The sequence below is a fragment of the Caloramator sp. CAR-1 genome, assembly GCF_030546345.1.
GTDB lineage: Bacteria > Bacillota > Clostridia > Clostridiales > Caloramatoraceae > Caloramator > Caloramator australicus.
The window spans coordinates 39,666-60,609 of the sequence record NZ_JAUONW010000039.1; the positions used below are offsets into that span (position 1 = coordinate 39,666).

The 20,944-nt window shown below is 32.7% G+C and carries 25 protein-coding genes and 2 tRNA genes; 18 read left to right on the forward strand and 9 right to left on the reverse strand.

Translation table 11 applies throughout. The features are described 5' to 3' along the window. The first annotated feature begins 96 nt into the window (after positions 1-96). The 9 genes from typA (at position 97) to Q3V94_RS10655 (ending at position 8,876) form a co-directional block, all read left to right on the forward strand. Entirely contained in the window at positions 97-1,923 is a 1,827-nt protein-coding gene (gene typA / locus Q3V94_RS10615) for a translational GTPase TypA (RefSeq protein WP_303527537.1), read from the forward strand. 117 nt (positions 1,924-2,040) lie between these two features. Beyond that, a complete protein-coding gene (locus Q3V94_RS10620; protein ID WP_303527538.1) occupies positions 2,041-2,973 on the forward strand; it encodes an ABC transporter ATP-binding protein in 933 nt (310 codons plus the stop codon). A gap of 11 nt (positions 2,974-2,984) precedes the next feature. After that, on the forward strand, positions 2,985-4,118 hold the full coding sequence (locus Q3V94_RS10625; RefSeq protein WP_303527540.1) for an ABC transporter permease: 1,134 nt from the start codon (positions 2,985-2,987) through the stop codon (positions 4,116-4,118). Next, positions 4,102-5,211, forward strand: coding sequence for an ABC transporter permease (locus Q3V94_RS10630; RefSeq protein WP_303527541.1), 1,110 nt, complete (start codon positions 4,102-4,104; stop codon positions 5,209-5,211). The genes Q3V94_RS10625 and Q3V94_RS10630 overlap by 17 nt, the downstream gene beginning before the upstream one ends. 10 nt (positions 5,212-5,221) lie before the next feature. After that, the gene (locus Q3V94_RS10635; RefSeq protein WP_303527542.1) at positions 5,222-6,286 is read left to right on the forward strand and encodes a sensor histidine kinase; all 1,065 of its coding nucleotides are present in this window, start codon (positions 5,222-5,224) and stop codon (positions 6,284-6,286) included. 10 nt (positions 6,287-6,296) lie between these two features. Continuing rightward, complete coding sequence (locus tag Q3V94_RS10640; protein WP_303527543.1) at positions 6,297-6,917, forward strand: response regulator transcription factor; 621 nt, start codon at positions 6,297-6,299, stop codon at positions 6,915-6,917. Positions 6,918-6,931: 14 nt separating this feature from the next. Further along, a complete protein-coding gene (locus Q3V94_RS10645) occupies positions 6,932-7,570 on the forward strand; it encodes an HAD family phosphatase (protein ID WP_303527545.1) in 639 nt (212 codons plus the stop codon). 11 nt (positions 7,571-7,581) lie between these two features. Next, positions 7,582-8,610, forward strand: a complete 1,029-nt coding sequence (locus Q3V94_RS10650) for a low specificity L-threonine aldolase (RefSeq protein WP_303527548.1) — start codon at positions 7,582-7,584, stop codon at positions 8,608-8,610. An 8-nt stretch (positions 8,611-8,618) separates the two neighbouring features. Further along, positions 8,619-8,876 carry a DUF1294 domain-containing protein gene (locus Q3V94_RS10655; protein ID WP_303527551.1) on the forward strand — a complete coding sequence of 86 codons (258 nt, stop codon included), beginning with the start codon at positions 8,619-8,621 and terminating at the stop codon, positions 8,874-8,876. Positions 8,877-8,903: 27 nt separating this feature from the next. Here Q3V94_RS10655 and Q3V94_RS13695 read toward each other — a convergent pair whose 3' ends face one another. Further along, entirely contained in the window at positions 8,904-9,233 is a 330-nt protein-coding gene (locus tag Q3V94_RS13695) for a 4Fe-4S binding protein (RefSeq protein ID WP_368506516.1), read from the reverse strand. Between Q3V94_RS13695 and Q3V94_RS10660 the strand changes: the two genes are divergently transcribed. Continuing rightward, positions 9,124-9,480: a hypothetical protein gene (locus tag Q3V94_RS10660; RefSeq protein WP_303527552.1), complete on the forward strand. Its 357-nt coding sequence runs from the start codon at positions 9,124-9,126 to the stop codon at positions 9,478-9,480. The genes Q3V94_RS13695 and Q3V94_RS10660 overlap by 110 nt on opposite strands. Continuing rightward, a complete protein-coding gene (locus Q3V94_RS10665; RefSeq protein ID WP_303527555.1) occupies positions 9,438-10,247 on the forward strand; it encodes an alpha/beta hydrolase in 810 nt (269 codons plus the stop codon). Before Q3V94_RS10660 ends, Q3V94_RS10665 begins: the two co-directional genes overlap by 43 nt. A 4-nt stretch (positions 10,248-10,251) precedes the next feature. Here the strand turns inward: Q3V94_RS10665 and Q3V94_RS10670 are convergent, their stop codons facing one another. After that, a complete protein-coding gene (locus Q3V94_RS10670) occupies positions 10,252-10,932 on the reverse strand; it encodes a Crp/Fnr family transcriptional regulator (RefSeq protein WP_303527558.1) in 681 nt (226 codons plus the stop codon). 112 nt (positions 10,933-11,044) lie between these two features. On the opposite strand from Q3V94_RS10670, the gene Q3V94_RS10675 reads away from it, so the two are divergent. From Q3V94_RS10675 to Q3V94_RS10695, 5 genes are all read left to right on the forward strand, one after another. Next, positions 11,045-11,662 (forward strand): 4Fe-4S binding protein, encoded by a 618-nt coding sequence (locus Q3V94_RS10675; protein ID WP_303527561.1) that lies wholly within the window; start codon positions 11,045-11,047, stop codon positions 11,660-11,662. A gap of 12 nt (positions 11,663-11,674) precedes the next feature. Then, positions 11,675-11,998: a cupin domain-containing protein gene (locus Q3V94_RS10680; protein WP_303527564.1), complete on the forward strand. Its 324-nt coding sequence runs from the start codon at positions 11,675-11,677 to the stop codon at positions 11,996-11,998. Between the two features lie 109 nt (positions 11,999-12,107). Further along, on the forward strand, positions 12,108-13,562 hold the full coding sequence (gene gltX / locus Q3V94_RS10685; RefSeq protein WP_303527566.1) for a glutamate--tRNA ligase: 1,455 nt from the start codon (positions 12,108-12,110) through the stop codon (positions 13,560-13,562). Positions 13,563-13,685: 123 nt separating this feature from the next. Beyond that, positions 13,686-15,101, forward strand: coding sequence for an ISLre2 family transposase (locus Q3V94_RS10690; RefSeq protein WP_202801031.1), 1,416 nt, complete (start codon positions 13,686-13,688; stop codon positions 15,099-15,101). A 174-nt stretch (positions 15,102-15,275) separates the two neighbouring features. Next, positions 15,276-15,926: an Mpv17/PMP22 family protein gene (locus Q3V94_RS10695; protein WP_303527568.1), complete on the forward strand. Its 651-nt coding sequence runs from the start codon at positions 15,276-15,278 to the stop codon at positions 15,924-15,926. Position 15,927: 1 nt separating this feature from the next. On the opposite strand, the gene Q3V94_RS10700 is transcribed toward Q3V94_RS10695, so the two are convergent. From Q3V94_RS10700 to Q3V94_RS10720, 5 genes are all read right to left on the reverse strand, one after another. After that, entirely contained in the window at positions 15,928-16,875 is a 948-nt protein-coding gene (locus Q3V94_RS10700; protein ID WP_303527569.1) for a D-glycerate dehydrogenase, read from the reverse strand. A gap of 48 nt (positions 16,876-16,923) precedes the next feature. After that, positions 16,924-17,013, reverse strand: a tRNA-Ser gene (locus tag Q3V94_RS10705). Positions 17,014-17,049: 36 nt separating this feature from the next. Further along, the gene (gene tadA, locus Q3V94_RS10710; RefSeq protein WP_303527571.1) at positions 17,050-17,505 is read right to left on the reverse strand and encodes a tRNA adenosine(34) deaminase TadA; all 456 of its coding nucleotides are present in this window, start codon (positions 17,503-17,505) and stop codon (positions 17,050-17,052) included. A gap of 45 nt (positions 17,506-17,550) precedes the next feature. Continuing rightward, positions 17,551-17,627 (reverse strand) — tRNA-Arg (locus Q3V94_RS10715). 79 nt (positions 17,628-17,706) lie between these two features. Then, complete coding sequence (locus Q3V94_RS10720) at positions 17,707-17,871, reverse strand: aspartyl-phosphate phosphatase Spo0E family protein (RefSeq protein ID WP_303527573.1); 165 nt, start codon at positions 17,869-17,871, stop codon at positions 17,707-17,709. Between the two features lie 255 nt (positions 17,872-18,126). On the opposite strand from Q3V94_RS10720, the gene Q3V94_RS10725 reads away from it, so the two are divergent. Next, positions 18,127-19,221 carry a 6-phosphofructokinase gene (locus tag Q3V94_RS10725; protein ID WP_303527576.1) on the forward strand — a complete coding sequence of 365 codons (1,095 nt, stop codon included), beginning with the start codon at positions 18,127-18,129 and terminating at the stop codon, positions 19,219-19,221. Between the two features lie 23 nt (positions 19,222-19,244). Here the strand turns inward: Q3V94_RS10725 and Q3V94_RS10730 are convergent, their stop codons facing one another. Together Q3V94_RS10730 and Q3V94_RS10735 are read right to left on the reverse strand one after the other, a co-directional pair. Beyond that, a complete protein-coding gene (locus tag Q3V94_RS10730) occupies positions 19,245-19,997 on the reverse strand; it encodes a TSUP family transporter (protein WP_303527579.1) in 753 nt (250 codons plus the stop codon). 12 nt (positions 19,998-20,009) lie between these two features. Beyond that, complete coding sequence (locus Q3V94_RS10735) at positions 20,010-20,267, reverse strand: hypothetical protein (protein WP_303527582.1); 258 nt, start codon at positions 20,265-20,267, stop codon at positions 20,010-20,012. 123 nt (positions 20,268-20,390) lie between these two features. On the opposite strand from Q3V94_RS10735, the gene Q3V94_RS10740 reads away from it, so the two are divergent. Next, positions 20,391-20,936 carry a pyruvate kinase alpha/beta domain-containing protein gene (locus Q3V94_RS10740; protein ID WP_303527585.1) on the forward strand — a complete coding sequence of 182 codons (546 nt, stop codon included), beginning with the start codon at positions 20,391-20,393 and terminating at the stop codon, positions 20,934-20,936. The last annotated feature ends 8 nt before the right edge of the window (positions 20,937-20,944 follow it).

Consider the following 20,944-nt stretch of genomic DNA (forward strand, 5'->3'; position numbering starts at 1 on the left):
GAATTTCCTTCAAATTTGAAGGGCGTTATTGACAATAATAATTAAATTAAAGTAAAATAAAACGTTGCACAATTTAGTTTAAGTTTGGAGGTTAATATGGATAGATTTGTAAGGAACGATGTAAGAAACATAGCAATTATTGCCCATGTTGACCATGGGAAAACAACACTCGTTGATGGGATGTTAAAACAAAGCGGTGTATTTAGAGTAAATGAAAGGGTAGAAGAAAGGGTTATGGACTCTAACGATATAGAAAGGGAAAGGGGAATTACAATCCTTTCTAAAAATACCGCTATATTTTATGGTGATACTAAAATAAACATTGTTGACACCCCTGGCCATGCCGACTTTGGAGGAGAAGTAGAAAGAGTTTTAAAGATGGTGGATGGAGTATTGCTTCTTGTAGATGCCTTTGAAGGCCCAATGCCACAGACAAGATTTGTCCTTAAAAAGGCTCTTGAGCTTAAGCTAAAGCCTATTGTAGTTATAAATAAAATCGATAGACAAGATGCAAGGCCTAATGAAGTTATAGACGAGATTTTTGAACTATTTTTAGAACTTGGTGCCGATGATGAACAGCTTGATTTTCCAATAGTTTACTGCTCTGCAAGGGATGGTATTGCAAAATACGAACTTGAGGATGAGGCAAAAGACTTAAAGCCGTTATTTGACACAATAATTAATCACGTTCCTGCACCACAAGGGTATAAAGATGAGCCCCTTCAAATGCTTGTAACAACCATAGACTCAAATGATTATGTAGGCAGAATTGCCATAGGGAAAATAGAAAGGGGAAGGATTAAAAGAAACCAACAGGTTGCAATATGCGGTAAGGATGGAAGCGTTAGAAATGGGAAAATTGTTACTCTTTATACCTTTAACGGTTTAAAAAGAGAAGAAGTTGAAGAGGCCTTCCTTGGGGATATAGTAGCAGTTGCAGGGCTTTCTGACATTAATATAGGAGAGACTATAGCTGATTCTCAAAACCCCGAGTCCCTTCCTTTTGTTGAAATTGATGAGCCAACGATATCAATGACCTTTAGTGTCAACGACAGCCCCTTTGCAGGAAGGGAAGGGGAATACGTTACAACAAGGCATTTAAGGGACAGGTTATTTAAGGAACTTGAAACGAACGTAAGCTTAAGAGTAAGCGAAACCGATTCACCAGACGCCTTTGAGGTTGCAGGAAGAGGAGAACTTCATCTTTCTATTCTTATTGAAACGATGAGAAGGGAAGGATATGAATTTCAAGTATCCAGACCAAGAGTTATTTATAAAGAAATAGATGGGGTATTGTGTGAACCTATTGAGCTTTTAACGATAGATGTTCCAGAGGAATATGTAGGAGTTGTAATTGAAAAGCTGGGTTCCAGAAAAGCTGAAATGATAAATATGGCTTCTGCTATAAATGGATATGTAAGGCTTGAATTTAAAATCCCAGCAAGGGGGCTTATAGGATATAGAAGCGAATTTTTAACAGATACTAAGGGTAATGGAATAATGAATCATATATTTTACGGCTACGAACCTGCAAAAGGAGATATACCAGAAAGAAATAGGGGAGTTTTAGTAGCCTTTGAAACAGGGGAAGCAGTAACCTATGGACTATATAATGCACAGGAAAGGGGAAGCCTTATAATTGGCCCAGGAACGCCTGTTTATCAGGGAATGATTGTTGGAATATGTTCAAGGTCGGAGGATATAGATGTTAACATATGTAAGAAAAAACATGTAACTAACATGAGGGCAGCAGGTTCAGACGAGGCTCTAAGGCTTACTCCACCTCTTGAAATGTCCCTTGAGCAGTGCTTAGAATTTATAGCGGGGGATGAGCTTGTTGAGGTAACGCCAAAGAGTATAAGGATGAGAAAAAGAATTTTAAATCCTGAAATGAGGAAAAAAGAGGCGAAAAAATCAAAGTAGGAGAATCTTCATTATGAAGGTTCTCTTTTTTTATGACAAATGTCATAGTAAAACTTTATTTAAATCACTAAAACGTTAAGATATTTTTTTATATCATATCATTAGGAGGTGGAAAAAATGATACTGGAAATTAAAAATTTAGTTAAAAGATACGGAGATATGTTGGCTGTTGACAACTTAAGTTTAGAATTGAGGGAAGGTCAAATATTAGGACTTTTAGGTCCTAATGGTGCAGGTAAAACTACTACAATTAACTGCATTTTAGGTTTAATCAGTTTTGATGGCGGAGAAATAAAAATATTTGGCAAAAGATTGAATGAAAACGAGATGGAAATAAAGAGGAATATAGGAGTTGTTCCTCAAGATGTTGCCCTTTATGGGGAAATGACAGCCTATGAAAATGTTGATTTTTTCGCAAGGCTATATGGACTAAAGGGAAGAGAGTTAAAAAGTTATATAGAAGAGACCCTTAATTTTGTTGGGTTATGGGAAAAAAGAAAGGAAAAAGTAAAAAAGTTTTCAGGTGGAATGAAAAGAAGGCTAAATATCGCCTGTGGAATAGTTCACAGACCTAAATTTATCATAATGGATGAACCGACGGTAGGAATAGACCCTCAATCAAGGAACCATATATTAGAGTCAATAAAGAAGCTAAACAAGGATGGAGCGACGATTATTTATACCTCCCATTATATGGAGGAGGTTGATATGCTCTGTGATTATATATCAATAATGGACAAAGGAAGAATAATAGCAAAGGGAACGAGTGAGGAACTAAAGTCATTAATTTCCACTGATACAACGCTTATAATAGAAATCTCTTCTATAAGTCACACAGTTATTGAAAGTATAAAACAAGTAAATGGAGTAATTGACTGTTTTATCGATGAAGGGAGATTAAAGATAATATCTAAAAAATCGGCGAACAATTTAAGCAAAATTATAGATTGTCTTCTTTCTAATGATGTTCAAATAATATCTTTAACATCTGAAAAGCCGACGTTAGAAGGAGTGTTTTTAACTTTAACAGGGAGAAGTTTAAGGGATTAGAGGTGAGTCCTATGAAAATGTTAATCATTGCCTATTACACTTTTTTAAGACGATTAAGAGATATACAAACCCTTGCTCTTATGACTGTTTTACCTATTGTTATAATAGCAATACTAGGAGCGGCACTTAACTCTTTTTATTCTCCTAAAGAGCTTAAACCTGTCAACGTTTCTTATCTTAATGAAGATAAAAGGGATTTTGGGAAGGCTTTTGACAACTTTTTGAAAATGGATGAGATTAAAAAATTTATAAATGTTACTAAGGTATCTTCCTATAATGAAGGAAAAGAGCTTTTAGAAAATGGAAAAGTATCAGGGTTTATTTATATTAAAAATGGTTTTACGGAAGAATTGCTCTCTAATAAAAAAACACAAATAGAGGTTATGACTAATAAGAATAAAGAATATGAAAATAAAGTTATTGAAGGGATAGTAGAAAGCTTTACGAATGGCTTTAATACCCAAAGGGCTTTAGAAAAAAGGCCTGCCCAATATAGTTATCAACAGCTATTGGTTGAAAGTCCACTGAGCATCGAAGGCAAAATCCCAAGGGCAATAGATTATTATTCAGTTACTATGCTTGTTATGGTGCTGATGTATGGAACACTATATGGAAATTATATACTGTTAGAGGATAAAATCAACAGGACAAATATTAGAATGAAATCTCTGCCAATTAACAATATATATAATTTTTTGGGTAAAACACTGGGGATGATTTTTACTTTATTTATAGATATATTGATTATAGTGTTTTTCTCTAAATATGTATATGGAGCAAACTGGGGTAATAATATTTTGCTAATTATATTAATATCAGCTTTGTTTATGATATTTACAATATCATTGGGAATTTTAACGGGATTATTTATCAAAGACGAAAATAAGTCATCTTTTGTTTTGAATTTTTTAGTGTTATTTGGAACAAGCGTAAGTGGCGGATATATAAAAACAGAAGGCGCTCCAAAATGGTTTGAAAGGCTTCAGTTTTTATCCCCTAATTATTATGCTCATAATGCTTTGTTTAATTTAATCTATGGTGGTGATTTTGCAAGATATATCTTAATTATTCTTTTCTTGACGATAATTAGTTTTATTTTAGCCTTTTTAATAGGAAGGGTGAGGATTAATGAGTATACTGATTAATAATTTAAAAAGAATTTTAATTGACAAAAAGAACATTTTCTTCATGATAGTCCTGCCCCTTATACTTGTTTCCATCACAATGATTATTGCAACCTACAGCGAAGAAAAAATAACTGTTGGGGTTGTAGATTACGATAATACAAAATTTACGAGCATTTTAGTTGACAACCTGAATAATAAGGCAAATATAAAATATGTAAAAGAAGATGAAATAAAAAGTTTGTTGTTTAAAAATAAGGTAGAGTATGCTATCATTATTCCAAAGGGCACTACAGAAAGTCTTATAAAGGGGAAAGAAATAATTATCAAATCTTTTAGCATAAAAGAAACGAATATTTCCCTGCCAGTAAAGTTTTATCTTAACAATTTTTTAAACTCAGCAAATAATTTGGCGAAAGATTCCGATGGGAATTATGAAAAGTTTTATGCAAAATTAGACAATTATTTGAAGGGTAACTTACAGATAAAATATGTTTCGACTGAAAAAAATAAGGATAGAAAAAATAACACGTTGGCATCTTTAGGTTTATTTATAATGAGCATGTTATATCTGTCCCAGTCATCAACGGAGCTAATATTAGAAGACAAAAATTTAAAGATATTAAGTAGAATATTATCTGCTCCTGTTAAGCCTTTTTACTATTCTCTTCAAAATATTCTAAGCTTTTTTATAGTTTTAATATTTCAACTTATGATTATATTTTCTGTGATGCTTTTAATATTCAAAGCTGACTTTGGACCATCTCCGTTAAATGTATATTTTCTTTTTTTAATCTTTTCTATAATGTGTGTTTCGTTGGGGACGGCTGTAGCTGCTTTTGCTAAAAATAGGCTTCAGGCATCTGCATTGTCACCGTTAATAACAGTCCCTATATGTATGCTAGGAGGATGTTTTTGGCCTAAAGATATAATGCCAAGCTTTATGCAAAAGATATCAAAGTTTGTTCCAACATCATGGATAATGGATGCTTCTGAAAAGCTTATTTTAGGAGGAAGTTTAAAGGATGTTTTGTCAAATATTTTTGTGATTTTACTTTTTACAATAGTATTTTTGCTTTTAAGCTCTTGGAGAAAGAAAGAATTGTTGGAATAAGAGGGGTTGTATGGTGGGGATTTTTAAAACTATTTTATTCCTTTATATAGGAGTTAAATCTATAATTTTAAATGACGTCAATTTTACTATAATTTCATCTTTACTCGTTTTAATTTCCTCTAATATATACAGGGAGAAGTATAGAAATTTAAGACTTCTCCTTGTTTTTGAATTTTTTGTTATTTTATTATTGACGAGAAAATATTCATATTTCTTTGTTTTATATTCTTATATTGTTTATGATATTATATTATTGGAGTTTTATATATTTTTGGTGCCTGTAACTTTTTTTAACGTAATTTTTCTTTTTAGAGAAATTCAATTAGAATATTTAACTATAATTGCCCTTTTTATTTATTTTGCTTTTGTTATTAAAGATAGAAATAAAAGGGAAGAAAGATACAAAAAAAGCTTTGATGAAGAGAGAAGATTAAGATTAGAGCTTGAGAGAACAAAGGCGCAATTGATAAAAAGTATAAGAGAAGTTAAGGAAATGTCAGAACTTAAGGAAAGGGACAGAATAGCAAGGCAGTTACACGACAAATTAGGTCATTCCATTGCAGGAATACTTTTCCAGCTCCGGGCTATGAGAAAGTTGGTTAATAAGGACATTAATAAGGCAATTATTATGCTTGATAATTCAATTATGGAGCTATCAAATACATTAAATACTATTAGGGAAACCGTTCATAATATGAAGGCTTCTAAAAATATAGGAATTGAAGATTTAAAGAATTTAATGGAAAAATTTAATTTCTGCAAAGTTGATTATAAGTTAATAGGAGATTTTAACAGATTAGATACCTATCACTATGAAGTATTGATTACTATAGTGAGGGAAGCACTAACCAATGCTACTAAATATTCTAAGGCTAATAATATAGAAATAAAAATAGAAGTTTTAAATAGGATTTTAAGAATTTACATAAAGGATGACGGAATAGGTTGTCAAAACATAAAAGAAGGCATGGGAATAAAAACTTTAAGAGATTTAGTAGAAAACATGGGGGGAAATGTATCTATAGATGGAATGAATGGATTTTTGATGGTTTGCGTTATTCCTTTAAATGATTGAGGTGAGTGGATTGAAGATCTTGATAGTTGATGATGATGCCCTTATAAGGGATAGTTTAAAGATTATTTTGGGCTTAGAGGAAGACATTGAAGTTGTTGGATGTGTTAAAAATGGACAAGAGGCCTTTGAGTTTTGTAAAAACAATGATGTTGATGTCATACTTATGGATATTAGAATGCCAGTTTGCGATGGAGTTTTAGGAACGAAAATGATTAAAGGGTTAAATAAAAATATAAAGATATTAATTTTAACAACATTTATGGATGATGAGTATGTTTATCAGGCTTTAAAATATGGAGCTGAAGGGTATTTATTGAAGAGCCAATCCACCGATAGCATAATAGAGAGTATTAGGGCAGTTTTTAAGGGAAATGTGGTCTTTGAAAAGGAAGTTGCCAAAGTTTTGACTCAAATAAAACCTAAGAAAAAAAGCTATGAAGACTATGGTATAACCGAAAAGGAATTTCAAATTTTACAATGTATTGGCGAAGGTCTTTCAAATAAAGAGATCGCAATAAAGCTTTTCCTTAGTGAAGGAACGGTTAGGAATTATATTACTTCATTATTAGATAAATTAAATTTGCGTGATAGAACTCAACTTGCAATATTTTATATAAAAAATTTTGAATAGAAGGGAGATTATAAATGGTAAAGGCTGTAATTTTTGATATGGATGGGGTTTTAATCGATAACTATGAATATCATTGTATAGCATGGAAGGAATTTGCTAAAAAATATGGGGTGGAATTAAAGGATAATGATATAATTAAAAACTTTGGAAGAACCAACAAAGAGATTTTTGCAGAAATTTTTAAAAGGGAACTTAAGGATGATGAAGTATTGACACTTGGTGAAGAAAAGGAAAGGGTTTACAGGGAGGTTTATAAGGATTATATAAAGGAGGTTGATGGTCTTACAGAATATCTAAAGTTTTTAAAGAATAAGGGGATAAAGGTTGCGGTTGCATCTTCAGCTCCAATTCAAAATATAGATTTTATTTTAGACGGGTTAGATATAAGAAAATATATAGATGCAATAGCCCATGCGGGGATGATCAAAAGGGGTAAACCAGACCCGGAAATATTTTTAAAGGCAGCTGAACTTTTAAGGGTAGAACCTAAAGATTGCATTGTTTTTGAAGATTCCCTTGCAGGCATTGAAGCAGGAGTTAGAGCTGGAATGAAGGTTTTTGGAGTTGCAACAACTTATCCAAAGGAAAAACTAACGATGGCCCACGATGTAATCGAAAACTTTAAAGAAGGAAACCACTGGTTATTAATTTAAGGGGGGATTTTATGAGAAGTTTTGCAAGCGACAATAACGCTAGGGTTCATCCTGAAATTTTAGAGGCAATAATAAGGTCAAATGATGGGGATGTCATATCCTACGGAGATGACGTTTATACTCAAAGGGCAATAGAAAAGTTTAAAGAAATATTTGGGAAGGATATTGATGTATATTTTGTCTACAACGGAACTGGGGCTAATGTTTTAGCATTAACGGCAATAACAAAGCCCTTTAATGCAATAATAGCATCACCGATGTCTCACATAAATGTTGATGAATGTGGTGCGGTAGAAAAAAGTTCCGGTTGTAAGATAATTACGGTTCCAAGTTCTGATGGGAAAATAAGAATCGATGATATCAAAAAACTTTTACATGCAAAAGGAGTAGAACATCATTCACAACCCAAGGTTATTTCTATAACTCAATCTACTGAAGTTGGAACAGTTTATACTGTTGAAGAGATTAAAGAAATTACAAAATTTGCTCATGAAAACGATATGTATGTCCACATGGATGGGGCAAGAATAGCAAATGCTGCGGCATCGTTAAACAAAAGCCTTAGGGAAATAACAAAGGATGCGGGAGTTGATGTTTTATCCTTTGGCGGGACAAAAAACGGAATGATGTTTGGAGAGGCAGTGGTGTTTTTTAATAGAGAGCTTTCAAAGGATTTTAAATTCGTAAGAAAACAAGGAACGCAGCTACATTCAAAGATGAGGTATATTTCAGCACAGTTTGAAGCCCTTTTAACTAATGATTTATGGTTAAAAAATGCAAAGCATGCAAATGAAATGGCAAAATACCTTGAGGAAAAGGTTAAAGAGATAGATGGAATAAAAATAACTCAAAGGGTGGAGGCAAACGCTGTATTTGCAATTATGCCAAGAAAGGCTATAGAAAAACTGCAAGAAAAATATTTCTTCTACATATGGGATGAAGAAAAAGATGAAGTTAGATGGATGACATCCTTTGAAACAACAAAGGAAGATATAGACCTATTTGTAGAGGAAATAAAAAGGGTTATGAGAGATTTTTAGGAGGTTGTATGGATTTAATAAAATCTTATTTATTATTAATTAATATCTTATCCCTATTAGCAATGTTTATGGACAAGCAAAGGGCTAAAAGGCATAAATTTAGAATTTCTGAAAGGAGTTTACTTTCGCTTGCTTTATTAGGCGGAAGCGTTGGGATATTTTTAGGTATGCTTTTGTTTCACCACAAGACAAAGCATATTAAATTTACTGTTGGCATATCTATGATAATTATTCTTCAAATCTATTTTATCATTAAGTATTTTTAGATATAAAAAGGATATAGCCTCTTTAGGCTATATCTTATACTTTATTATTCCTTTGTATATTTTTCCCATGGGGCATAAGGTAGTGCACCAGGTTCTGTTTTTATAAAATATTTGTAAAGTCAATGCGATAAATACGATAAAAAGGATAAACTTAAATAGCTCTGCCCAAAGAAAAAAAGTATTTCCCCAATTATAGTATAGGATTAAGAAGATATAAAGGAAAAAGACGATAAAAGTTAAATACTGAATGGATTTTGGAACCTTAAGAAATTTTTTATTTTCCTTAGAAGAAAATGCATCCGAAAGGATGCCTATTGGGCAAAAATTTGCACAGTATGTTCTTTTTTTTGTTATTATAGTTAATGTTATACCGAAGATAAAATATAAAAATATAGCAATCCACATTTTAAGACCACACATTAAGAAAAACATAATTCCAAGGGATATATATTGTGAGTTTTTCAATTTTTTCTTTGACATTTTAATCACCACCCAAATACCATATAGGGGTATTTTAACATCTGGATGTATTGAAGTCAATAATAGATGGAAGGTGTTAGCATGGAGAGAAAAATTATTAGGGAAATTTTTATACCTCAACTAAACAGGAAAAGAACTATAAGGATTTTTCTTCCTTTAGATTATTTCAAAGCCCAAAAAAGATATCCTGTTCTTTATATGCATGATGGACAAAATTTGTTTGATAAAAGTGAGTATTCAGGGTATTCTTGGGAGGTAGATATCACCCTTGATAGACTTCAAAGGGAAGGATACACGGATGGAATGATTGTTGTTGGAATTGACTGCAACAAAGAGGGACACAAGAGATTAGATGAATATTCTCCTTGGGCAAATTATGAAGTTCCAAAACTTTTATCAAGGGTAGATATTCCCTCTGTTGGTGGAGAAGGAAGCCAGTATATAGATTTCATAGTTCATACTTTAAAACCTATAATAGATAGCGAGTTTAGAACTTTAAAGGAAAGGGAAAATACTATAATTGCAGGAAGTTCCATGGGGGGATTTATATCCCTTTATGCAGGAGTAAAATATCAGGACGTATTTTCAAAGGTTGGAGCCTTTTCAACGGCAGTTTGGTTTTCTGAGGAGGATTTATTAAGGTTTATAAGGGAAAATGAAATAAGAAATGATATGAAGTTTTATTTAGACATTGGAACAAATGAAACAAGCGATGAAAAGGTTAAGGAGTTCCCCAATATTTACGTTAAAGGAACTTTAAATGTTAATGAAGAACTTCTTAGAAAACTTCCGAAGGAAAATGTAAAGCTAGTAATCGACGAAGGTGCAACCCATAGCGAAAAATATTGGGCAAAAAGATTTCCAGAGTTTATAAAGTGGATAATAAAATAGATTTTTAAAGCGTTATAAAACTTTTTAGTTTGTTTAAGTTTAGAATTTCAACTATATTTTTATTGAAATTAATGATACCTTCTTTTTTCATCTTAATCATTTCTCTTGATAGAGATGGCCTTGGTATACCAAACATTTCGGCCATCTCTTTTCTTGTGCATGGCAATATAATTTTTAAATTATTTTGCCTTTTATATTCATTATAAATGTAATTTGCTATTTTTTCTCTGATTGTTTTATATGAAAGATAATTTATCTTATTATCCAATAAAAATAGCTTATTTGAGAGTAGTTTCATAAAATTTGTTAAAAATATTAAGTTAATTTTGCAGATATCTATAATTGATTCGCGGGATATAAATAGTATTTCTGAATCTTTTGTTGCAATGATTGTTGAGGGGAAAGTGTGTTTATCAGAAAAAATAAGAGCTTCTCCAAATATGTCTCCTTGAATCAAATGTGTAATAGTAACTTCATTTCCAGATGGTAATATTTTTTTTACTAAAAGGCAACCATTTATTATTATACCAACGCCTGAACATAAATCCCCTTCAAATGCTACAATTTGATTTTTTTTATAAGAACGAATATTATAGTTTATATTTTTAAGAATGTCATTAATGTCTTCTGCATTAATATTGTTAAATAGTTTTGAAATTTTGATATTATTCACTATGTTGTTCATAAAACCACCTTAAATGTTGGTAACATAAGTTACCGACTGTTTTTTATTATAATATTATAATTTTAATTGTATAGATTTCCAAGTAAAAATTAAGTGGGGGAGGTGGTTAATTTTGATTAGGTTTAGAAAAATTATTCAATTAGCATTTTTACTAGTATTTGCATTATTGATTTATAAAAAAAAGATTCAACTATGGATGTTAATATTTTTACTCAGTGCAATATCAGCCTTTATTTTTGGACGCTTTTATTGTGGATGGATTTGTCCAATAAATACCTTAATGGAAGTGAATGACTGGATATATAAAAAACTTAAAATAAAAAGGAAAGTTATTCCAGATTTTGTTAAAAGTAATTTTATTAGGTTAAGCATACTAACTATTTTTGTTTTGGCTTTCATATTGAATAATAAATTTTACAAAAGTATTCCTATTTTACTAATATTGATTATTTTAGCTATTTTAATATCGTTTATTTATGAGCCTTCATTATGGCATAAATATCTTTGCCCATTTGGAATTATCTTGAATGTCCCAGGAAAATTTTCTAAACATTATTTGAATGTAAAGGACGAAAAATGTATAAAATGTGGAGCATGCAAATCTGCTTGCCCGGCTGATGCAATTAAAATGGAAAATAAAAATGAATTTCCTAAGATACTAAAAGAATATTGTCTTGAATGCACAGCTTGCATAAAAGCATGTAAGAAAGATGCAATAAAATATGTATAGGGGTGATTACGAATGATAGAAAAAATTTATGAATTTAAAGCTTTAGATGAAAAGCTCATTGAAAAAATTGTAGATGATGATAATTTGGTTATTAATCACATGATTTTAACTAAAGATACTGGACTTCCTGAACATTTTTCAAATTCAAATGTTTATATGGTAATTACAAAGGGTAAAATGACAATAAAGTTAAATGATCAGGAACCTCATATTTACGAAAAAGGAACCATCTTAAATATCCCATTTAATATAAAGATGAATGTTAATAATTTTCATGATGAAGTTTTAGAGTTTTTTGTAGTAAAGGTACCTAATCCAAAAGATATGCCTAAGTGATATTAATGGCTGTTCGAGATATTTCTTGAACAGCCATATATTTATGTTGAAAAATATCGGAAATATAAGTAAAATTAATAAGGAACCTAATATTTTTGGAGGTGTTTTGATGGAGAGAGTAAGATTTGCCCCAAGTCCAACAGGGCATTTGCATATTGGCGGCGCAAGGACAGCACTTTTTAATTTTCTTTATGCAAGACATACAGGTGGAAAATTCATTGTTCGAATAGAGGATACAGACCTTAATCGTTCAACAGTAGAGTCAGAAAGGGTAATCATCGAAGGCTTAAGATGGCTCGGAATAAACTGGGATGAAGGTATAGAAGTTGGTGGAGAACACGGACCATATCGTTCAACTGAAAGGGTAGGAATATATAATCCATATGTTCAAAAATTATTAGACGAAGGAAAGGCATACCTTTGCTACTGCAGCGAAGAAGAACTTGAAAGGGAAAGGGAAGAGGCTCTAAAAAAGGGTGAAATGCCACGATATTCAGGAAAGTGCAGACATTTAACACCTGAGCAAAAAGAGGCCTATGAAAAAGAGGGAAGGAAACCAGTTGTAAGATTTAAAGTTCCTGATGATGAGCTTATAGTTGTTGATGATATCGTAAGGGGAAGAGTAGAATTCCATTCAAAGGATATAGGGGATTTTATTATTGTAAAGTCAGATGGAATTCCTGTATATAATTTTGCTGTAACTATAGACGACCACCTTATGGAAATTACTACAGTTATAAGAGGAGAGGAACACCTTTCAAATACTCCAAGACAAATTTTAATATACAAGGCCCTAGGCTTTGATGTTCCAAGGTTTGCCCATGTTTCATTAATTCTTGGGAAAGACAGAACAAAGATGAGCAAACGCCACGGCTCAACATGGGTTGAACAATATAGGGATGCAGGATATCTGCCTGAAGCTATAGTAAACTATCTTGCCCTTCTTGGATGGTCTCCAGAAGGAGAAGAGGAGATATTTACAATAGACGAGCTAATTGAAAAGTTTGATTTAAATAGGGTAGTTAAAAATCCTGCTGTATTCGACTTAGATAAGCTAAATCATATAAATGGTATATATATAAGAAAAAGCCCAATCGAAAGAATAGTTGACCTTGCTATTCCTCATCTTGTAAACGCAGGATTTATAACAGAAGATTTTGCTAAGGAAAATAGAGAATGGATAACAAAGGTTGTTGAAACTGTAAGAGACGGATTGCCCTTTGTTGGAGATATAGTAAATCATGTTAACATTTTCTTTGGTGATGAAGTTAAGATGGAAAACGATGAAACCCTTGAAGTTCTAAAGCAAGAACATGTTCCAAATCTTATAAACGAATTTGAAAACATGGTAAAGGAAGCTGAAAGCATTGACATAAACTTTGCTCAAAACGTGTTTAAAGAGCTAAAAAATAGAACAGGTGCAAAGGGTAAGGCACTATTTATGCCGGTAAGAGTTGCCCTCACAGGTCAAATGCACGGCCCAGAGCTTGTAAATATTATTGACATTCTTGGAAAGGATAAAATATTAAAAAGATTAGAATATGTAAAAAATAACTTATTGTAAAAACAAAATCCCCTTCAAATAAGGGGATTGATGTCATAGTGTAAAATTATTGTAGGACGAAAAAGGACAAAAAATTTAAAAGAGACAACCCCTGTGGTAAAATAAAAAGTGGAAAAAACACAAATCAATAAGGGGGTGTCTCTTTTGAATAATATTATACAACATGATATTATACAACAACATTTAATAAATTTCACTACTAAATTAATAAAAAATGTAGAAGAAATGCTGTCAAAAGAATGGGATTTTACAAAACTTGTTGAGGTAGTTAAAGAATCGACTGATGAACTTGGAAGGAATATAATAAAAGACTTTTTAGAAGAATTAGATAAAGCGATTAAAGAAGATGATAAGAGAAAAAAGGAATGGATAGTTGAAAGAAAAGACAAGAAAAGTATTATTACGCTCCTAGGAGGAATAGAATATTCAAGAACATACTACAAATCAAGAAAGAGCGGAGAATATAGATATTTACTTGATGATGTTATAGGTATAAGGAAACATGAGAAGGTGGATAAAGAAGTAAAGATAAGGCTTGTAGAGAATGCAATCAACATGTCCTACGAAGAAAGTAGCAAGGTAACATGCAAAGAGAAGCTAAGTAGGCAAACGGTATTTAATGCAATAAGGCAGGTAGGGGAAGTAGAGGTAAAGAGAGAAGTAAAAGAAAAAAGGAAGGTAAGGGTATTATACATAGAAGCGGATGAAGATCATGTTGCACTGCAGAATGGCAAAAAGGAGATGCCAAGGCTTGTCTATGTTCATGAAGGAAGGCAAGAGAGGAATGGAAGGAATGAATTAAAAAATGTATATTACAAAGCATACGTAGGAGTAGAAGCAGAAGAAATATGGATAGATGTAGCGAATTATGTGTATGAGAATTATGAAATAGAGAGCATAGAAAAGATATATATAGCAGGGGATGGGGCAAGATGGATAAAGGAAGGGATAGAGTGGATTCCAAAAGCGAAATTTGTATTAGACAGATATCATTTAAACAAATACATAATAAGAGGGACAGCAAAGAGAGAAGAATATAGGGAAAAGATATGGAAAGCCATAAATGAAGGAGATAAGAAGGGTTTAAGGGAAATATTTAAGGAGCTTGCAAGTAAAGCAGAAACTAATACAGAAAAAGAAAGGATAAAAGAAGTAAGAAGGTATATATTAAACAACTGGGAAGGGATAGAAATATATAAAGATGACGATGATGTAATAGGATGCAGCGCAGAAGGGCATGTAAGCCATGTATTATCGGCGAGATTAAGCAGCAGGCCATTAGGATGGAGCAAGGAAGGATTAAAGATAATGGCAAAGCTAAGGGTATTTAGCAAGAATGGAGGAAATTTAAGGGAAATAAGTGTGTTTAAGGAAGATGAAAAAGCCTTCAAGGTAAGTAAGAAGAAAATAAAAGAAGCGATAAGAAAGATAAATAAATCTTCACGTGAAGTTATGAATAATATAACGATATTGAACATAGGGAAAGTAACGCCAATTTACAGGATATTAAAATCAATAAAATATGAAAATATAATTTAAGTTTTTTAAATTTAACAAACGCCTTGAAACTAGCTAATTTAAGGGGTTGTCTATAAAAATTAACCTACAATATCTTGACACTATCCCTTAACCTTTAAAAATTGTTAAAGTTGTCCCACATATGATATAATATTGGAAAATACAAAAAATTTCAATAAATTTAGGGGGATAAAGATGAAGAAAAAGGATTTTCTATGGATTACCGCTCTTTTATTAGTTATTTTTATTCTAATCTACAAACCAACTCATATTGCCTTTGTTACTCTAACAAAGTCCCACCCTTATATTATGGGATTTATAAAGGTATCCATCCTTGCTACAATGGGAGAACTTTTAGCCATAAGACTTCAAACAGGGGACTACAAAAAACCCTATGGATTAATTTATAGGTTTATAATCTGGGGCTTTTTAGGAATGGTCTTTGCCCTTGTTTTTGATTTATTTTCTTCCGGAGTTAGTGCTTGCATAGAAAAAAGCTTACTGCCTAAGAGCAGCTTAAGGTTCTGGCCAGCATTTTATACAAGTGCACTTATGAACCTTATTTTTGCACCAACCTTTATGGCCTTTCATAGGATAACAGATACCTTTATAGACCTTGGAGAAGGTAAAGTTAATAAAATATTAAGGGTTAAACTTAGTGATGTTACATCAAAAATAGATTGGAATACCTTTATCAGCTTTGTAGTTTTAAAAACTATTCCATTCTTTTGGATTCCTGCCCACACAATAACCTTTTTACTACCATCCGAATACAGGGTATTAATGGCATCCTTTTTATCGATAGCTCTAGGTGCTATTTTATCTCTGGCAAAACGCAAAAAGTAAGCTATACAACGGGTGTTAAAGGCTTATGGCCCTTTAATACCCTTATTATATTCTCTGCAGCAAGGCGAGCCATCTCATTTCTTGTATTTATGGTTGCACTGCCTATATGAGGCAAAATTATTACATTATCCATACTTTTAAGTTCCTCTTCAATTTGAGGTTCAAATTCATAAACATCAAGACCTGCACCAAATATTCTTCTATTCTTTAACGCCTTTACAAGGGCCTTTTCATCAACAAGAGGTCCCCTTGCAGTGTTTATAAGAATTGCAGTTTCTTTCATCATATCAAAATCCTTTTCAGATATAATATGATAGGTTTCATCTGTTAAAGGTGCATGGAGTGAGATAAAATCAGATTCCTTTATTAAAGTTTCTTTATCTACATAAACTGCGTTAAAATCCCTTTCGAATTCTAAATCCCTTCTCCTGTTATGGTATATTATTTTCATGTCAAATCCCATACTTCTTTTAGCAAAGGCTTTACCAATCCTTCCTGCACCGATTATGCCTAAGGTTTTACCTTTTATATCACAACCTAAAAATAAATTAGGTTCCCACCCTGTAAATTTACCTTCCCTTGTAAATTTATCCGCCTCAACTATTCTCCTTGCAACGGAAAGCAATAGGGAAAAGGCAAGGTCAGCAGTTGCATCTGTCAAAACATCCGGCGTATTTGTAACGATAATTCCCCTCTTTTTAGCCTCTAGAACATCTATGTTATTAAAACCCACCGCATAGTTTGCAAAAATCTTTACCCTTTTAGCATTATCCATAACTTCTGCATCGATAGTATTATTTAAAAGACATAATACTCCATCTGCATCCTTTATTTTTTCTATAAGTTCCTTCTTGCTTAAATGCCTTCCTCTATTTACCTCAACTTCAAAGTGCTCCTTTAATAGTCTTTCTGCAATTTCTGGGATCTGGTAGGTAATATATACCTTCATACTATTCCTCCTTTAAGTATATAAAAAAATCCGGCAAAAGCCGGACATTGGCGGAGAGAGTGGGATTCGAACCCACGGTGGAGTTACCCCCACGCTTGATTTCGAGTCAAGTGCCTTAGACCTCTCGGCCATCTCTCCATACTAAATATATATTACAACTTTTATATAAAATTATCAATCCTTTTTTCTTTTGCCTTTGAAAAACTCTTTTAATAGTTTACTGCACTCATCCTGTAAAACTCCCTCAATGATTTCTATTCTGTGGTTAAGCCTTTCATCTGCTACAATGTTATACAAGCTTCCGCAGGCTCCTGCCTTAGGATCCCTAGTCCCAAAAATCAAAGTTTTTATTCTAGAATTTACAAGGGCTCCTGCACACATCGGACAAGGTTCTAGGGTTACATACATAATGCAGTCTAATAGGCGCCATCCTCCTAATGCCTTGCATGCCTCATTAATTGCAAGGATTTCAGCGTGAGCTGTAGCATCCCTTAAGGTTTCCCTTAGATTATGAGCCCTTGCTATTATTTCCCCATCCTTAACTATTATAGCTCCAACGGGAACCTCATCTAAAAAAAGACACTTTCTAGCTTCTTCAAGAGCTATTTTCATAAAATATTCATGATTCATAAAATCACCACTTAAAAATAAAAAATCAAGCCCGAAGGCTTGATATGGTGCACCCGAGAGGATTCGAACCTCCGGCACACGGTTTAGGAAACCGTTGCTCTATCCTGCTGAGCTACGGGTGCATAACGTTTACAATTTTATTATAATTGATTATTTTAATTTGTCAATTACATTATATAGAAGTGCAAACAAAAATAGGGGCTAACCCCTATTTATTTTCGTTTGCCTTTTTTGATATTTTGCAATAAACTTATCCAATAATTGGCTTAACTTAACTATCTCATCATCAACAATAAAATTTTTTTCTTCTAATCTTCTATCCATCTTCCTTCTTAAGTATTCTATTTTTTCGCGCAGCATCCTCATGGCATTCCACCTCTTTTTTTTAACCTGGTTTCCCAAGTTAAAGAGGTCTGCCTGTCAAATTTAGCAGTCTTTTTTTTAATTATAACACAAATAATAAATATTTCAAAAGGTTATTTATCGACAAAAAATCCATTTTGTCTTTTAATCAACTTTTTTTGTTAATAATAAATAACTTTTTTGAATATAATAAATATTTTATATATTACTTGAACAATATATAATATAAGTTAGATTTTAATAACGGGGGTGTAATTAATGTCGCAAATCAAAAAAATTGCTATTTTAACTGGTGGTGGAGATTGTCCTGGTTTGAATGCAGTAATAAGAGCTGTAACAAGAACTGCAATTTTAAAATACGGCTATGAAGTTATTGGCTACAAATACGGTTATAGGGGGCTTTATCTAAACGATTTTATTCCTCTTACTTTAGACACTGTAACTGGGCTTATTCATAAGGGAGGAACAATACTTTATACATCAAATAAAGATAATTTATTCGACTACCAAGTTGAAGAAAATGGTCAAATTGTTAAAAAGGACGTTTCCGACGTTGCGATTGAAAATATGAAAAAAGAAGGCGTCGATGCCTTAGTTGTTGTTGGTGGGGATGGAACTTTAACAAGTGCAAGGGATTTTTCAAGAAAGGGAGTTAAGGTTGTTGGGGTTCCTAAAACAATCGACAACGATCTTGGGGGAACTGACTACACATTTGGTTTTAACACTGCAATTGAAGTTGTTACTGAAGCCCTAGATAGACTACATACGACAGCTGAATCCCATCATAGAATAATGATACTTGAAGTTATGGGTAGAAATGCAGGTTGGATTGCTCTACATGCAGGAATCGCAGGTTCCGCTGATGTTATACTTATTCCTGAAATACCTTTTGATTTAGATAAAGTAGTTGAAAAGATAGAAGAAAGAAGAAAAATGGGAAGATTGTTTAGCATAATTGTTGTAGCTGAAGGAGCAAAGCCAAAGGGAGGAGAAGTTGTAGTAAGCAAGATAGTAAAGGACAGCCCAGACCCAATAAGACTTGGAGGTATTGCCCATAAACTTGCAAATGAACTTGAGCAAAGAATAAAAACCCATGAAATAAGAGCAACTATTTTAGGCCATGTTCAAAGAGGTGGTTCACCTTCAACATACGACAGAATACTCTCAACAAGATACGGAGTTAAAGCCGTTGACCTTATAGCAGAAGGGAAATTCGGCAACATGGTATGTCTAAAGGGAGACGACATATCATATGTTCCACTTGAGGACGTTATAGGAAAAGAAAAATATGTTGATCCAAATGGAGAACTTGTTCAGGTTGCAAGAAGCGTTGGAATATCCTTTGGAGACTAATAAAGCAGGCATCTGCCTGCTTTTTATATGTTTATGAAATTATATAGCATCCTTAAAGCAACTAAAATAGACATCGTTACAAATATAGGTTTTATAAATTTAGATCCCTTAAAAAGTGCTGCTTTAGTTCCAAGGCGTGCTCCTATAATCATAAATAGAGCAACTGGAATTGCAATTCTATAATCCACCATTCCTTTGTAGGCAAAAACTATTAAAGAAGCAATATTGCTCAAAAAATTCAAAAACCTCGCATTGCCTGCAGCATTTAAAAAATTAAAACCATAAATATTTATAAGTCCAAAAATCAAAAAGGAGCCTGTCCCCGGTCCAAAGAAGCCATCATATCCACCTATAAATAATGCTAAGATCATACCCAATAATATGTTTCTTCTATTTAAACCAATAAAATTATCCTCTTGACCAATCGTTTTTGAAAAAAGCGTATATATCCCAACAAAAAGAATAAGGATTAAAACCATAGCATAAAGATACCTTTGGTTTATTTTTAATACTAAGTTTACGCCAATGACAGCTCCAATAAAGGTCATAGGCGATAAATATTTAAGTAATTCTTTATTTGTAGTTCCTGATTTTATGTATTTGATTGAACTTGTTAAAGATGCCGTCGTAGCAGAGAATTTGTTTGTTCCAAGAACCATATGTGGTGGTAAACCATAGAGCATAAAGGCTGGAACAGAAATAAGTCCCCCTCCACCTGCAATGGAATCCACAAAGGCTGCAACAAACCCTGCTATGCATAAAAGTAAAAGTTTCATATTATCCCCCTGTTATTTAGCCTTTCTTCTTGATGATTTTCCACCCTCTATAACATCAAACACAGTCTTTTTCATCTCTTTTAGTTCATTTTCCATAGTCACTTGATTGTTTTCTACCTTATTTAGTCTTTCTTCTACCCTATCTAGCCTTTCCTCTACCCTGTCTAGCCTTTCTTCTACCCTGTCTAACCTATTATTAACTTCTTTAAAGCCGTTCTGCATTTCGCTATACAATTTGGTTAGAAGATCAAAAACCTTATCGTTTTCCATGACAATCCCTCCATGAAACATTATAACACTATTATATAAATGAAAACAACAAAATTCTATTTTCATTTTTTGGCAAAAATATATTAAAATTATTATTAAGAAATAAAAGTAGGAGGTGCTAAAATGTATTTTGAGACTTCAGGAAGGCACAATACAGCAAAAACCATAGAACTTGCCCTAAAGGTTGCAGAAGAAAAGGGCATAGATTATATCGTCGTTGCATCCTGTTCAGGATATACTGCAAAGTTTTTAGCTGGTAGTGGCAAAAATATTATAGTTATAACCCATGTAAATGGTTTTGAAGAACCTGGAGTTATGGAAATAGACGAAAAAACAATAGAAGATCTTAAAAAGCTTGGATTTAAAGTTTATACGGGAACCCATGTCTTATCTGGTGCAGAAAGGGGAATATCTCGAAAATTTGCTGGCATATATCCTGTTGAAATTATGGCCCATACACTTAGAATGCTCGGACAAGGTGTTAAAGTTGCTGTAGAAATTTCAATTATGGCCCTTGATGCTGGGCTAATCCCCTACGGTGAAGATATAATAGCAATAGGAGGAACAGGAGAAGGCGCTGATACTGCCGTTGTGATAAGGCCTTCCCATGCAGCATCAATATTTGAAACTAAAATCAAAGAGATAATTTGTAAACCATATGAATTTTAGGAGGGTTG